The organism is Candidatus Omnitrophota bacterium (assembly GCA_025453395.1).
In the GTDB taxonomy this organism is placed as follows: Bacteria; Omnitrophota; Gorgyraeia; order Gygaellales; family Profunditerraquicolaceae; genus JAlOQK01.
In genome coordinates, this window is the sequence record JALOQK010000008.1 from 1 (window position 1) to 16,100 (window position 16,100).

General features: G+C 42.6%; 12 protein-coding genes and 1 rRNA gene. All 13 read right to left on the reverse strand.

The genetic code is table 11. The annotated features are described in order from the left end of the window. Positions 1-979 (reverse strand): 16S ribosomal RNA (locus tag MUF05_06720); the annotation flags it as partial. Positions 980-1,474: 495 nt separating this feature from the next. Further along, the gene (locus MUF05_06725; protein MCU0666767.1) at positions 1,475-2,680 is read right to left on the reverse strand and encodes a type II secretion system F family protein; all 1,206 of its coding nucleotides are present in this window, start codon (positions 2,678-2,680) and stop codon (positions 1,475-1,477) included. 19 nt (positions 2,681-2,699) lie between these two features. After that, positions 2,700-3,761 carry an HD domain-containing protein gene (locus tag MUF05_06730; protein MCU0666768.1) on the reverse strand — a complete coding sequence of 354 codons (1,062 nt, stop codon included), beginning with the start codon at positions 3,759-3,761 and terminating at the stop codon, positions 2,700-2,702. A 10-nt stretch (positions 3,762-3,771) separates the two neighbouring features. Beyond that, on the reverse strand, positions 3,772-5,487 hold the full coding sequence (locus tag MUF05_06735; protein ID MCU0666769.1) for a GspE/PulE family protein: 1,716 nt from the start codon (positions 5,485-5,487) through the stop codon (positions 3,772-3,774). Between the two features lie 4 nt (positions 5,488-5,491). Beyond that, a complete protein-coding gene (gene tadA, locus MUF05_06740) occupies positions 5,492-7,198 on the reverse strand; it encodes a Flp pilus assembly complex ATPase component TadA (GenBank protein MCU0666770.1) in 1,707 nt (568 codons plus the stop codon). Between the two features lie 32 nt (positions 7,199-7,230). After that, positions 7,231-7,674: a hypothetical protein gene (locus tag MUF05_06745; protein MCU0666771.1), complete on the reverse strand. Its 444-nt coding sequence runs from the start codon at positions 7,672-7,674 to the stop codon at positions 7,231-7,233. A 3-nt stretch (positions 7,675-7,677) separates the two neighbouring features. Further along, positions 7,678-9,099, reverse strand: a complete 1,422-nt coding sequence (locus tag MUF05_06750) for a diguanylate cyclase (protein MCU0666772.1) — start codon at positions 9,097-9,099, stop codon at positions 7,678-7,680. A gap of 61 nt (positions 9,100-9,160) precedes the next feature. Continuing rightward, the gene (locus MUF05_06755; GenBank protein ID MCU0666773.1) at positions 9,161-10,846 is read right to left on the reverse strand and encodes a radical SAM protein; all 1,686 of its coding nucleotides are present in this window, start codon (positions 10,844-10,846) and stop codon (positions 9,161-9,163) included. Positions 10,847-10,956: 110 nt separating this feature from the next. Beyond that, on the reverse strand, positions 10,957-12,054 hold the full coding sequence (gene rodA / locus MUF05_06760) for a rod shape-determining protein RodA (protein MCU0666774.1): 1,098 nt from the start codon (positions 12,052-12,054) through the stop codon (positions 10,957-10,959). Continuing rightward, the gene (mrdA, locus tag MUF05_06765; protein ID MCU0666775.1) at positions 12,051-13,772 is read right to left on the reverse strand and encodes a penicillin-binding protein 2; all 1,722 of its coding nucleotides are present in this window, start codon (positions 13,770-13,772) and stop codon (positions 12,051-12,053) included. Before mrdA ends, rodA begins: the two co-directional genes overlap by 4 nt. After that, positions 13,769-14,248, reverse strand: coding sequence for a hypothetical protein (locus MUF05_06770; GenBank protein ID MCU0666776.1), 480 nt, complete (start codon positions 14,246-14,248; stop codon positions 13,769-13,771). Before MUF05_06770 ends, mrdA begins: the two co-directional genes overlap by 4 nt. Then, a complete protein-coding gene (gene mreC / locus MUF05_06775; GenBank protein MCU0666777.1) occupies positions 14,245-15,015 on the reverse strand; it encodes a rod shape-determining protein MreC in 771 nt (256 codons plus the stop codon). The genes MUF05_06770 and mreC overlap by 4 nt, the downstream gene beginning before the upstream one ends. A gap of 2 nt (positions 15,016-15,017) precedes the next feature. Continuing rightward, positions 15,018-16,091: a rod shape-determining protein gene (locus MUF05_06780; GenBank protein ID MCU0666778.1), complete on the reverse strand. Its 1,074-nt coding sequence runs from the start codon at positions 16,089-16,091 to the stop codon at positions 15,018-15,020. Positions 16,092-16,100: the final 9 nt, after the last annotated feature.

A 16,100-nucleotide genomic window follows, 5' to 3' on the forward strand; every position in this document is an offset into this window, starting at 1 on the left:
CACCGCTTGTGCGGGCCCCCGTCAATTCCTTTGAGTTTTAACCTTGCGGTCGTAGTCCCCAGGTGGAGCACTTAACGAGTTATCTTACGGCGCTGAAGGGGTTACCCCCAACACCTAGTGCTCATCGTTTACGGCTAGGACTACCAGGGTATCTAATCCTGTTTGCTCCCCTAGCTTTCGCAGCTGAGCGTCAGGACCAAACCAGAGAGTCGCTTTCGCCACTGGTGTTCCTCCCGATCTCTACAGATTTCACCCTTACACCGGGAATTCCACTCTCCTCTTTTGGCCTCAATTCTGTCAGTTTTAGAAGCAGTTCTAAGGTTAAGCCTTAGGATTTCACTTCTAACTTAGCAGAACGCCTACCTGCCCTTTACACCCAATAAATCCGAGTAACGCTTGCCACCCCCGTATTACCGCGGCTGCTGGCACGGAGTTAGCCGTGGCTTCTTCTCTAGGTACCGTCAGCTGCAATTATTAATTGCAGGTTTCTTCCCTATCGAAAGAGGTTTACGATCCGAAAACCTTCATCCCTCACGCGGCGTCACATAGTCAGACTTTCGTCCATTGCTAAATATCCTCGACTGCAGCCTCCCGTAGGAGTCGGGGCAGTGTCTCAGTCCCCGTGTGGGTGACCACCCTCTCAGGCCACCTATTCGTCTTAGCCTTGGTAGGCCATTACCCTACCAACTAGCTGATAAAACGCGAGCTTATCTCTAAACGACAACCCTTGCGGGCCACCTTTACATATACCGACATATGTCAGTATAAACACATCTGGTATTACCTTGCGCTTTCGCGAAGCTATCCCTGTTTTAGAGGCAAATTACTCACGTGTTCCTCACCCGTCTGCCGCTATGTCTTCAACCGAATTGGCATCCACCTTACGGTTTCAACCTCTCCAATCAAAGCATCGCTCGACTTGCATGCCTAATCTACGCCGCCAGCGTTCACTCTGAGCCAGGATCAAACTCTCCGAATAAAATCTTGCCGTAGGCAAGTTCACCTACGGTGAATCTCGTAAGAGAAAGTATAATGGCTCTAAAACTACTTTTTGTTTTGTTTCCTTTTCCGCTTGGCTATAATTTAGAAAGAACGATAGATACACATCTATTTATGCGCCGCTTAGTGCTTCTCGCACACCTTGCCTTATTTGATGGCAAGTGTGCCGCGTATCAGCTTATAACACCCGGGCATAAATCACCTTGGCATAAATGATTGCCAAGTACGCCCTAGTGGGCTGGATTGCCCGGTGTCGCGCATTCTGCGCAACAAAAAAACGCCCCGTAAGTTACAGGGCGCTTGATTTTACGCCTTAACTTAAGTTAAAATTAAATTTCAGATGATTTTGTCAATATCGCTTTTATTTATTCTCACGATATATTTGACCCGTGAAGATTTTAAATATACATCTTGCAGGGTAAGTAAATATAACAGAACATGCTTTAATTGTCAAGAAATTTTTTTTATTTTTTTCTTACCTGTTTATCATCTCCGTAAGCTGGAATATCGGCATAAACAAAGCCACTACTATGCCTCCTATAATCCCGCCTAAGAATACAATGACTAAAGGCTCTATCATGCTTGTAAGCCCTGATACCGCAACATCAACCTGCTCATCATAAAAATCAGCGATCTTAGAAAGCATCTTTTCCAACTGCCCTGTTTGCTCTCCTACGCTTATCATGCGGCAGACCATCGCAGGAAAAATCTTACTTTTAGACAAAGGCTTATATATCGGCTCTCCCTCGCGCACCGCGTTGCGGCAATTAAGGATAGTTTCTTCTATGACCTTATTTCCGGAAGTTGACGCTACTATATCTAAAGCATTCAGAACCGGAACGCCGCTTTTCATTAAGGTGGCGAAGGTGCGCGAAAATTTGGCCACTCCTACTTTGCGAAAAAGCTCACCCGCTACCGGCAGCCTTAATTTTTGATAATCAATATTATATCTACCGCGGACAGTGGCGGCATAACGTTTAAAAATAAACCCGGCAACAAAAAACCCTCCTATAACAATAGGGAACCATTTCTTGAAAATATCGCTTATCCCCACCAATATCCTTGTTGGTAGCGGCAATGTTCCGCCAAGGCTGTCAAATATACCCTTAAAGGTAGGCACTACCTTTATTAATAACAAGGAAGTAATCGCAAAGGCAACTATTAAAACTACAACCGGATAAATCATACTGGAGCGCACCTTTCGGCTTAAAGAAGCTGCCTTCTCAAGGTAAGAAGCTAATCTATCCAAAACCTGATCCAACATACCGGAAGTTTCTCCTGCCTTGGCCATACTGACGAAAAGATCAGAAAATATATTAGGGTGTTTTGCCAAGGCATCGCAAAAACTCATCCCGCCCTCTATATCCTGCTGCACGCTGGAAACAACATTTCTTAAGACTGGCTGTTCGATTTGTTCTGCCAATATATTTAAAGACTGCACCAGTGGAATACCTGCGTCAATCATGGTGGCTAATTGCCGAGAAAATATAACAATATCATCTATGCCGACCTTTCCTGTTTTCTTGCGCACAGAAACAGCTACCTTGGACTGTTCAATAGCTATAACAAACAACTCCTGCTTATGCAGGATTTCGCTTGCTTCGGTCTCGCTCTTGGCCTCAACTATTCCCTTAATGGTCTGCCCGCTTTTGCCTTTGGCAATATAATTAAAGGACAACATTTATATATTCCTCCTTGATTTATTCCAAATTCTCCACAATATTCAGAAATGCGCTTACTACCTGAGGATCGAATTGAATACCGCTGTTATTTTTTATTTCTGAAACAGCTTCTTCTTTTGTCAGAGGAACCTTACGGTACGAACGCGGCGAACGCATAGCCTCGTAGGAGTCCGCCAGATTAATGATCCTTGAGCCCAAACAAATCTCTTCCCTCTTAAGCCCCTTCGGATAGCCAGACCCGTCATAATGTTCATGGTGTTGGCGGATAAGCTCAATAACTTCTTTCAAGAAAGTAAGCGGCTCTAAGATCTGCGCGGCGGTTGATGGATGACGGCGCATTTCCTGCCATTCTTCGGGTGTTAATTCCGAAGGCTTAATTAAAATACTATCCTGAATGCCCACTTTTCCTAAATCATGCAGCTCGCATGCCTCTCTTATCATTTCTATTTCCCTGGCCGGCAATTGCATTTCTTCGGCGATGCTAACCGCGTATTTGGAAACAAGCTGGGAGTGGCTGTGCGTATAATGATCACGAGCGTCTATTACCTGTGCCAGGACTTTTATCGTGCGCAAATATGTTGCGCGCAAATCCTCATAAAGATGAGTCAAATTCCGCGCCGAATCTTCTATTCTGCTGGCTAAAAGCGCATTTTGTTTTTGCAAAGAATTATTTTGTTCCTGAAGATTATGCATGGACTTCCTGTGTGAAACAAGCATGGAATGTAATACAAAAGCCCTCTCAATGGAAAAAGAGGCTTTCTTATAATCTATGGGATTCTCTATACAATCAAATACCCCTAATGCCTGCAGATCATCCTGGGTAAAATTGACCGGGTTCTGGCTAAAAACTAAAATACAGCAATCCGGATCATTCTTCCTTATCTCTTTTAAAAACCAATCAAAAACAGGAATATCCTCATTGACAATCACCACATCAAAAGCGTTATCTTTGAATTTTTCCAAAGCCAGTCCGATATCGCTTTCAAGATAAACCATCCAGCCTTCCTGATCTTTCTGTTTTTCTTTAAGCCGCGCCATCAAGGAATCGTTATTATCAACACCTACTACTAATATCTTCATTTTTTGTATCCTATTCCTCAGTAGTGATCCTGACCGCCTCTTCCAAAGAAGTAACCCCGTCTCTTACTTTTATAAAAGCATCATCTCGGAGGGTAAGCATCCCACAATTTTTTATGCAATAATCTTTGATTTCATCAATAGAGCGCTTTTTGGTAATCATCTCTCTTATCTTATCATCAATAAGAGAAGTCTCCAGGATTGCTATTCTACCATAAAAACCCGTGTCATTACAATACTTACACCCATAGGAATTATACACCGGCATTCTTTCATCAAGGCCTAAGTTGCGCAAAACATCTTTGGGCACATCTATCTGTTTGCGGCACTTAAGACACAGTTTTCTGCACAGTCTCTGAGCGCACAACATCACCAGGCTTGATGAGACTAAAAACGGCTCAACCCCCATATCCAAAAGGCGGCTTATGCTTGATATCGCATCGTTTGTATGCAGCGTTGATAAAACAAGCTGTCCTGTAAGAGCGGCCTTAATGGCAATATCCGCGGTTTCAAAATCGCGGATCTCCCCGATCATGATTACATCCGGGCTCTGCCTTAATATCGCGCGCAATCCCGAAGCAAAATCAAGTTTAATCTCATGCCTGACCTGCACCTGCGTGATGCCTTCAATCTGATACTCTACGGGATCCTCAACTGTTACAATATTTTTCTCAGGGGTATTTAACTGGTTTAAAACGGAATATAAAGTCGTGGATTTTCCTGAACCCGTGGGGCCGGTAACTAAGATCATGCCAAAAGGCTTGGCAATGGCTTGCTTAAAAACCTGGGTCGGCCTCTCTGAGAATCCAAGCTTATCCAAACCTATGGAAAGATTGGTCTTATCAAGCGCGCGCAAAACAAATTTTTGCCCGAAAGTAGTAGGCAGGCTTGAAACACGAAAATCTACTTCCCTGTTTTCAAAACGCACCTTGAACCTGCCATCTTGAGGGATACGGCTTTCGGTAATATCAAGATTCGATATAATCTTAAGCCGCGCCAAGACCGCGTTCTGGTTATTCCGAGGGATTTTAAACGCCTCCAATAAAGACCCGTCTATGCGGTAACGCACTCTCAAGCAATCGTATTCCGGCTCTAAATGAATGTCTGAAGCCCTGCGGCGCAATGCTTCGCTGAGCATTAAATCCACCATTTTGACAATCGGCGGCTTCTGGCTGTCTTTAACCGCGCTTGATAATTCTATCTGCTCGCTTCCGATCATCTCTACTGAGTCTTTGGCGTCTTGCGACATGGCTTCGCCAACAGTTTCATTAAAGATATTCTGGAAACTGGCGGGCTTAGGGGCATAATGAGCGTCGATGGCGTGGACAATTTCTTCTCTGGGGCTTAAGACTATATCAATATCACAACCAGTGCATGATTTTAAATCATCCAAGGCAAAAACATTTAACGGATCGGCAATGGCCACGGTCAGGGTATTGCCTATGCGCGACAATGGGACAATCAAAGACTGCCTGGCCATATGTTCAGGTATCAACTGTACAATATTAGGGTCAAATTTATATTTAGCTAAATGAAGCGTAGGCACATAAAGGTGCTGTGAAAAAACCGCCAATAGATCCTCTTCTGAAATAAATCCCTCGTCGATTAAGACTTTACGCAAAGAAGCCTGTTTTGTTTTCTGAATAGCCAAGGCCTTATCCAATTGCTCTTGGCTTAAAAGCTTGTTGGTAAGTAAAATATTGATAATATTATCTTTCAGCGTGGGCATTTTATTATTCGTCAGCTACGGTAACCCTGACAACCTCTTCAATAGTAGTAAGCCCTCTTAGGGCTGAGTCTATGCCTTCTTCGCGTAAAGTCCTCATCCCCTCTTTCCTGGCTTGATCTTTAATCTGATATTCTTGAGCATGAGAAAGGATCATATCCCGTATTTTAACGCTTAAGATAATGACTTCCGCGATAGCAACTCTGCCGCTATAACCAGTATTAAAACATAACGGACATTTCTTGGGGCGGTAAAATTCACTTTTACTTTTATCTAATTTTAATGCCTCTGCTATTTCCGGGCTTAATGTATATTTTTCTTTACAGTTGGAACAGATCTTACGCACCAACCTTTGCGCCACAATACCCACCACCGCCGAATTAATCAAGAATGGCTCTACTCCCATATTGATCAGGCGCACAATTGATCCAGCCGCAGTAGTAGTATGCAAAGTAGAAATAACCAAGTGCCCGGTCAAGGCGCTTTTTATGGCGATGTCCACTGTCTCATAATCACGGATCTCGCCGATCATGATAATGTTAGGGTCTTGCCTGAGGATTGCGCGCAGGGAACTGGCGAAAGTAAGGCCAATGTCGGGCTTAATGGTCACCTGATTTATCCCATCGAGCTGAAACTCAACCGGATCCTCAACAGTAACAATGTTTTTATGCGGATCATCCACAAATTTAAGTATGGAATAAAGAGTGGTAGTTTTTCCGCTTCCCGTGGGCCCGGTGACCAAAAACATTCCATGCGGCATCTTTGAAGCTTGTTGGATCTTAGTAACATTATTATCAGAAAATCCCAATTTTGCTAAATCCAAGTTGGCTTGGGATTTATCAAGGATACGCAATGCCACTTTCTCGCCAAAGCTTGAAGGAATAATGGAAACACGAAAATCTATTTCTCTTCCTGATATGCGCGCCTTAAAACGTCCATCCTGCGGCAGGCGGTGCTCAGCGATATTAAGATCTGACATGACCTTAACGCGTGAGACTATGGAAGCATGCATGTTAGCCGGGGGCGACTGTTGTTCCTGAAGAACACCGTCAATACGAAAACGGACGCGCATTTTCTTGTCCCAAGGCTCGATCAAAATATCTGAAGATTTCTTCTTAACAGCGTCTTCAAGGATAAGATTGGTTACTCTTATAACCGGCACTTCGCGGCTGACCCGGGTTAACTCCTGTTCGCTGGGTTGGTTTTCTTTCTCCTCTTTAATAAGTTCAATCCCGGGGACATTTATCTCCTTGACCAAATCCTCCATCTCGTCTTTTGTAACATTGGGATAATACAGCTCTATAGCGGCAATAATATCCTGCATCCCGGAAATAATAGGATTAATATTATACCCGGTCAGGGATTTTACATGGTCAATAGCAAAAATATTCAAAGGATCAACCATAGCCAAAGTAATAGTCTGGCCTATTTTAGAAACGGCTATGATCTGATAATGACGGGCGATTTCTACGGGGATTATTCTAGCTGTAGCGGGATCGATCTTAAAACGTTTTAAATCAATAAGCGGCAGGCCCAACCCCTGGCTTAGGATAGAAACCAAATCCTGTTCCTTGATAAAACCTAAAGAGACAACAATATCGCTTAAGCGGCCTGCCTTTTCCTTCTGGATAGCAATAGCCTTATCCAATTGCTCGGAAGACAAAAGCTTACTATTAACCAACACTTCTTTAAGACGGTCCTTTAAGGAAAGCATCGGCTTTTTAGCGTCATACTTTTCAAAGTTATTTATTCACTGTAATATTTGGAAATGGCCTGTTTTATATCTGAAGAAGTAGAAACAAAGGTCTGGATATTGCATCCGGTCAGCATTTCCACATCCTCGATAGCGTGGACATTCAAAGGATTAGACATGGCTAAGGTCAAATTATTGCCTATTTTGTCTATCGGGATAAGCACGTATTGCTTGGCAACCCGGCACGGAACAATATTGGCTACATCAGAGCTTATTTCATAATTACCAAGCGGCAAATACGGAAAACCATACTGCGCGGTTAAGGATTGGGCGATATCTTCTTCCTTGGCAAACCCCAGCTCCACCATGATCTCTCCGATAAGGCCGCCTCTTTCTTTCTGGCAGTTCAACGCCTTATCAAGCTGGTCTGCGGATACAAGCCCGCGGTCCACCAACAATTCACCTAATTGCTTATTAATTATTCTTTTTATCGGCATAATCTAAATAGAAATCCTATTTCCCCCTTGGGCCTTGGCCATTTTTAAAGATTCCCTTGCCTTTAAGAAAAGCTCATCCGAGCTTACTCCGTCAATGGGGTTTTCGCTTACCGCCCCGCTTATAGTCAGATGCATATCTTGCGCTTGGGGATTACCTAAGGAAACTTCTACCTTCTTTCTTACTTCTTCAGCCATGCGTATGGAAGCGCGCTTATTCTTATCTTGAAGCACTACAGCGAATTCGTTATCGCCTGTGCGCGCCGCGCGGTCAGACTCTGAAATAAAATCCCGGATTATGTTGGCTGTTTTCTTCAAAGCCGCTTCCGTCTGCAAAGCCCCTAATTTATGGCTATAATTCTGAAAATTATCTATATTAAATATAACTAAAGAACACGGTTTCTGATAAACAATAGCCCTTTTGATTTCTTCTTGAAGACGGCTTTTAATAAAACTTTCATTATACAAGCCGGTAAGGTTGTCTTTAATCTCAAGCTCATCCACCCAACCGGAAAGCATATCATTTTCAACCGCGATAGAAAGCTGCTTGGCAAAAATATCCAGTAATTCCACATCTTCTTCATGATAACAAAAATCTTCCCTGTTATTTCCAATTACAAGAATACTGCTTAACGAACCTCTGACAAAAATCGGCAGGCTTAAAAAATTCTTCAGCCTAAATCTTTCATAAATAAGTTCGCGGTCTTTTTCCTGGATATAATTGGCTTTATCTACTGTAAGCGGCCTTGTTAAATTGGAGATTTTCGGAAAAATATCATCGCCCTTGATTACTTTTACCTTAGAAAGATACTGGGCATTAGCTCCATCAACAGCCTTCATGAAAAAATCACCATTGTCGGACTCACGCGACAAAATAAAAGCAACATCAGAGTTTGCCAAGGTGCGGGCTTTCTGCACCGAAAGAAGCAATATCTCTTCAAGCTTTAAACCTTGCGAAACAAGCGAACTTATCTGAAGAAGGCTGGAAAGCACAAGCACTCTTTTCTGTATTTCCAGATTTATCTTGGTAGTTCTTTCGCTATATCCCTTAAGCTCATCCATATTGCTGCGGATCTTAGAAGTAAGCTGATTTAAAGCATCCCCCAGGTATCCTACTTCATCACCTTTGCTGGTCTTAACGATATGCTGAAAATCCCCCTTGGCGATAATCCGGGCTTGAGCGCTTATTGAAGAAACTCTGTCAAAGACCTCTTTAATGATAAAAAACCCCGTAACAGCTACAATAACACTTATTGTCAATACCCACATAATCTGTGGACTTACCGTTAAATTGGTGCTAGGAAGAAAATAATTCATAATAACATAACCTAACACCAAAAAAGGCAATACAAGCATAAGATAAAAGACCATCCTCAGCTTGTATTTAAGATTGCCCGGACTTAAAAGGACATTTATCTGTTTATTCATAAAAAGTCCTTTTTAACATGTTAATTATTATACCTTGTATCTTATTATATTGCAATATATTTTAGAAATTGGCGCATTCCTGTGCCAAAGATTCCTTAGGAATGCCTGTATCAATGAAATCCCAAGGCAGCCTATCTTCTATTTTGCCTGCCAACAGGTAGTCTTGCGGGTTGATTCCAGAGCTAATAAAAGCATCCTGCCAAAGCTTAAAATTAAACTGGTCGTCCCAGGCCTGAAAACGCCCGCCCTGGCTAAAGACATGTTCAATGACCCCGCCTAAACGCCTATCGCCTCTGGAGAATACCGCCTCAATGAAACTCATATGCGGATCATGAAAATTAAGCCTTAAACTTTTGTGCTTAGAGGCTTTATCTCTTAGGATCTTTTGCTTAGCAAACATCGCCTCTATGTTATCCATAGCCTGCCACTGAAAACAGGTATGCGGCTTGGGGATCATCGTATTAACGCTTATATTTATCTGCGCCCGGGGCAAACCGATTTTTCTTCTTAATTCAGAAACCTTTACCGAAAAATCAATTATGCCCTCTAAATCCTCTTGCGTTTCAGAAGGCACCCCTGACATAAAATATAATTTTACCCTCTGATAACCTGCCGAATACGCTTTTTCCATGGCATCAAAGAAAACATCCTCATCAAATTCTTTATTCAGCACCCGGCGCAGCCTTTGGCTGCCTGCTTCAGGGGCAAAAGTAAGCCCGGTCTTTTTCACCTTAGAAAGAATTCCCGCGATATCGCCGGTTAAGTCTTTGGGTTTTATGGAAGGAAGCGACACGCTTACTGCCTTTTGGCTAAAACAAGCGAATAAATCTTTGAGTAATAAATCTACCCGCGGATAGTCGCTGACGCAAAGCCCGGCCAAAGAAATATCCTCATACCCGGTAGAAGAATATATTTCCTGCGCCGTAGAGATAAGTTTGTCTTTGCTTCTAAAACGCAAAGGATGATAAATTCTATTGGCCTGGCAGAAACGGCACTTATAAGGGCAGCCGCGCATTACCTCAAGCATCATGCGGTCATGGATAATCTCGATATAAGGCACAAGCCACTTCACAGGGAAAAAGCTACTGTCCAGATCCTTGATAAAACGCTTTTTTATCTTCTTGGCCGGCAAAGAAGGCACATAAACGCCTTCTATATGGGAAAACTCTTTAAGCAATTCTTCTTTAAGCAGACTGCCTGATTTATAATCATCTTTGAGCCTTGCATAAAGCCCCACTATCTCCGGGAGGGCCTCTTCAGCTTCCCCAATAAGAAAAAGATCAAAGAAATCACGCATCGGTTCAGGGTTAAAACAACAAACACCCCCTGCGATGACAAGGGGAAAATCTTTATTGCGCTCTACAGATCTCAAAGGGATATTGCCTAAATCAAGCATGCCCAGCACATTCACATAACCCAATTCATATCCTAAAGAAAACCCCGCGAAATCAAAATCTTTAAGCGGCCGGGCTTCTTCAAGAGAAGAAAACAAGAGGTTATTCGCGCGCAAAATTTGCTCCATATCCGCAGCAGGGGCAAAAAACCTTTGGCAGCAAACCCCATCCAGCTGATTTAACAAGCCATAAATTATCCTGATACCTAAATTACTCATCCCAACTTCATACAAATCCGGGAAACATAAAGCAAAGTTTACCTTGTTATCCTCAAATTTCTTTGAGGAAACATTCCATTCTCCCCCGGTATAACGCGCCGGCTTTCTTACCTGTAATAAATAATCTTCAGTCATAGTAGTAGTGTAAAGCTTAAAGCGAAAAATGCAAAATCATAATTAAAAATTTAAAAGTTTTCAATTTTACGCTATAGTTTTACGCTTTGCGCTTTGAATTTTTAGCTTTCTTAAAACACTGTCCTGGTCTTCTCAATATTGGCCAGTATTCCCAAAGATATAAATGTCACCAAGATTGAGGAACCCCCGTAACTCATTAATGGCAACGGCACTCCCACCACAGGGACAAGCCCTATATTCATGGCGATATTAATCAATACCTGCAAGCCTAACATAAAGGTAACCCCAAAAGCAAGAAGCTTACCGAAATAATCACTTGTAGATAAAGCGATGCGTATGCCCTTTTTTAGTATTAATGAATACAGGAACAATAAAACCAATACCCCCACAAGCCCCCATTCTTCAGAGAAAGTGGCAAAAATAAAATCTGTATGCGCTTCGGGCAAGAAATGCAGCTGGCTTTGCGTGCCGGCAAGCCATCCTTTTCCCAAAAATCCTCCTGAGCCAATGGCTATCTTAGATTGTATCACTGTATAGCCGGCGCCCAAGGGATCAATGTTGGGATTCAGAAAAACAAGGATCCTATTCTTCTGATAATCCTTAAGCATCTGCCATAAAATAGGCGCGCAAAGCAAAGATAATAAGAACAGCCCTGCATAGTAACGGATTTTTACCCCGGCCATAAAACTTACTGCCAAAAAAACAAATATTACTAATAATCCTGTGCCCAAATCCGGCTGTTTGATAATAATTACAGCGGGGATCATCACTAAAAAAAATGGCAGGATAAAAGCTCGCAGGATCCCGTATTTATACGCGCCCCATGTGGTATCCATCTTGCTTTGAGTAAAATATCGCGCGATAGACATAACCATTATAATCTTGGCGAATTCCGAAGGCTGGAAACTGAAAATTCCGATCCTTAACCATCTTTGCGCGCCAAGCCGAACACTGCCTAACGCCAAAACTAATAGAAGAATAATAAATATAGCAAAATAGAAAAGATAAGAAACACCCCAAAGATTCCGGTAATTAATGCTGGATATTACCCAGAATAATAACACCCCTAAGAAAACCCAGAGTATTTGACGTTGATAAATAAACTGCCAACTTTCTGCCTCTTTTTGATAAGTGCTGCTGTATATAGAAAGCACTCCGCAAGCGGTTATCAAAATAGCAATAAAAAGAATTGAGAGTCTGCTTTTCATATAAGCCCTTCCTCAAACATGCGCGTAATAATTTCTTTCGCTATTAAGCAGGCATAATAGCCTGCCTTGCCGTTTTCCAAGAAAACACAAACAGCAAATTTAGGGCGATCAGATGGGAAAAAACCGGCAAACCATCCGTGCGCAAAAGATCCAGTTACCTGCGCGGAACCTGTTTTGCCTGATACCTTAACTGGCAAATCCGCCAAAATACTGGCTGTACCAGCTGGATCTGATACGGCCTTACGCATGCCATCACTTATGTAATTAACTATCTCTTGCTTGGAAATAACTTTTATTTTCTTGCCAGAATGCCCCCCTGCGTTATATCCAGCGGCATATTTAGTAACATGCGGAACAACCAAAAAACCACCATTAGCAAAACAGGCAGTAACTCTTAGTATTTGTATAGGCGTGGTCAATAAATCACCCTGGCCAATAGAAAAATTGGCCGTATCCCCATCATACCATTTTTGATCCCGGCTTGATTTCTTCCAGGCTACTGATGGCACAAACCCGGATACCTCATATGGAAGATCTATCCCTGTGGTTTTTGCCAAACCAAATCTCAGAGAATAATCTGTTATTAGTTGCGGGCCCAAGGCTAAGCCTGTATGATAAAAAAATACATCGCAGGAACCGGCTATGGCCTGTATTAAATCTTGACGGTTATGCGTATCCCAGCACTTAAACTGCCGCCTGCCTATTGTTAGAAATCCAGGGCAAATAAAAGAAGTCCCGAGATTTATTTTCTTTTTTTCCAGGCCCGCAACAGCCACAATTAACTTAAATATAGAACCAGGCGCATACGAAGCGCTTATCGCGCGATTCAAAAAAGGCGAATGCTTGTCGTTTAAAACCTCTTCAATAGAAGAAGAGCCTTTGATAAAAATACCCGGGTCAAAATCCGGGAAACTTGCTAACGCCAGGATTTCCCCTGTATCAGGCTGCATAATAATAACCGCGCCTTTTTGGTTTTGCATCGCCTGTTGGACGATTTGCTGGATCTTAATATCTAAGGTTAGGCCCACATCGCCACCATTAACAGCAGGCTTATATCCTATTACTCTGACTAATTTTCCGACATGATCTACTTCCGCGGATATCGCCCCATCGCCTTGGCGTAAAATATAATCATATTTTTCTTCTGCCCCGCCAAATCCCACAATATCTGCCGGCTTATAACCGTAATCGGATAATTTATAAAGCCGCCACTGGTCTATTTGGCTTAGATACCCTAACACATGGCATGCCAGATTGCCATACGGATAATAGCGTAATGGATGCGGCTGTATGATAATTCCGGGTGAATCAAATTTAGCCTGCTCAAGGGCGATAAGCTTTTTGTTATCAGAAATCGTATCCAAAACAACTGGCAGCGATTCAGAGATATAACGCGACCTGAATCTCTTCCTAAGCTTCTGCTCATCCTGCTCTAATACAAAGGCGATTTTCCTTAACGCCCTTTCAAGTTCATCTTTATTTTGCCCTGAAACCATCACATCAAAAGCCAGGTAATTGTCCGCAATAGGATTTCCGTTACGGTCCAAGATCCTTCCTCTTGCGCCTTCTTGAGGCAGAACCCGGATGCAGTTCTTTTGGCTGAGCAAGCTGAATTTGGCCCCCTGGATTATTGCAAGATTAAAAACCCCAAAGCCCAAAACAACAAAGCTGGCGATAAAAACCGATATTACAAGTTTTGTCCTGTTCGGATAAGTCATTTTATGGATGGATTAATTATATATTCCCAAAGGATATAAGAACCTGCTGCGGAAAAAATAACACCAACGGCCAATATCCTTAAGAATACACCCCAAGATACGCTTAAGCCGTTTGTCAGCATCAGCCCGTGGATAATCAATGAATAAAACAAAAAACCTGCCGCCACCACAGAAATCTTTACAAAGATATTTTCTATTTCTATTTTTCTGGCAACAAAAGAAAATAAAAGGCTGAATACCGGAAATAAAATACAATTTAACCCAACCGAACCCGAGATAAAAATATCCTTAGCCAAACCGCAAAACAGGCCGATAATTAAAACCCTCGCGATATTATAACAAAACAATAAACTAAACAACGCGTTAATCAAAAACAAAAGATCCGGCTTAAGATATAATAACCGCATATCGTTTATAATGCCGGCCTGAAAATACGCGGTTAATAATATAAGCCCCGCTATAAAAATACTGCTCATTGCGCAACCACCATTACTTCCTCTGTGTTTGCTAAATCTGAAAAGGGTTTGACAATTGCGTATTTACTTAAGCCTGAGAATTCCTCGCCTACATAAGTTACCGTGCCAATCATTAAACCTTTAGGGCAGCCTGAGGTTAGCCCGGAGGTAACTATCACATCAGAAACCTGGATGTCCGCATCGCGCGGCAGATACTTCATATTTAAGCAATTTCCTAACCCGCCACAGATCAAACCTTCCTGACGGCTGCGCATAACTAAAGCAGAAATACTTAAACTAGGATCACTAATAAGAAGGACTTTGCTTGTAAAATTACCAGTCTCAACCACCCTGCCCAACAGCCCCTTATAAGACAAAACCGTCATTCCTTTATTGATGCCGCTTGCTTTTCCTTTATTAATAATAAGGCTTGCTGACCAGTTATCCGGGGAATGCGCGATTACACCCGCCACGCGCACCTTAAATGAAGATTGATCTTTCAGGGAAAGAAGCTCTCTTAAGCGGGAATTTTCCGCGTCTATTTCATCTATCTTATTTAACATCTGCTTCAGAAGCCCGTTCTCTTCTTCTAATTTAATATTATTTTTATAATTACGGTGATAGAAAATAGCGGCCTTTGTTTCATCGGCAAGAAAATTAAACAACGATAACGGCAGGTGTGAAATGTCTAAAGCAATGGGTTTAAGATAGGAAACGGTTAGAGAACAAACTAAAGCAAAGCCGGCTACTACGAAAGTAAGGGTTAGATTTTTACTGGGTTTAAACACATTTAAGAATGCATCTCAGACTTTATCGGAACGGTAACTCTCTTGAGGTATTTTATTTCATTAAGCACTTTGCCTGTTCCGTTTGCTACCGCGGTAAGAGGGTCATCGGCAACATGCACCGGCAGGCCTGTCTCTTCAGAAATTAATTTATCCAAACCTCTTAATAGAGAACCGCCGCCCGCCATCATAATCCCATGCTCAATAAGGTCCGCTGACAATTCCGGAGGAGTCCTCTCAAGAGAGATCTTAGCAGATTCCACGATTGCCCTTAAGGGCTCTTGCAACGCCTCTCTTATTTCTTCAGAAGTAATGGTGACGGTTTTAGGCAGGCCCGCGATTAAATCTCTGCCTTTAACCTCAAGGCTCATTTCCTCTTCTAAAGGATAGGCAGAGCCTATTTTTATTTTTATATCTTCAGCAGTACGCTCGCCGATCATTAAATTGTAAGTCTTTTTAAGATATTCAATGACCGCCTGATCCATTTCATCTCCGCCAATGCGTATAGAACGGGCAAAGACAATCCCCGCCAAAGAAATAACCGCGATCTCAGTTGTGCCGCCTCCTATATCTATGATCATATTGCCAATCGGGTCCTGAATCGGCAATCCCACCCCAATAGCCGCGGCCACAGGCTCTTCAATTAAAAATACTTCCCTGGCGCCAGCGCGCTCAGCTGAATCCTTAACCGCGCGTTTTTCCACTTCCGTAATGCCCGATGGGATGGCAATAACAATTCTGGGCCTGACTAAAACCCTGCGATGATGCACCTTCTTAATAAAATACCGCAGCATCGCTTCGGTAATTTCAAAATCCGCAATAACCCCGTCTTTCATAGGGCGAATGGCGATAATATTGCCCGGGGTCCGGCCTAACATGCGCTTTGCTTCATCCCCTACAGCTAAAACATGGGAAGTCCCGCGCTCTATAGCTACTACTGAAGGCTCACACAAAACTACGCCTTCTCCTTTAACATAAACCAAAGTAGAGGCGGTGCCTAAGTCTATCCCCATGTCATTAGAGAATAAACCTAATATATAATTTATTGTTTTCTTCAGTATCTCAGGGATTTGCGCCATAGCAAGGAT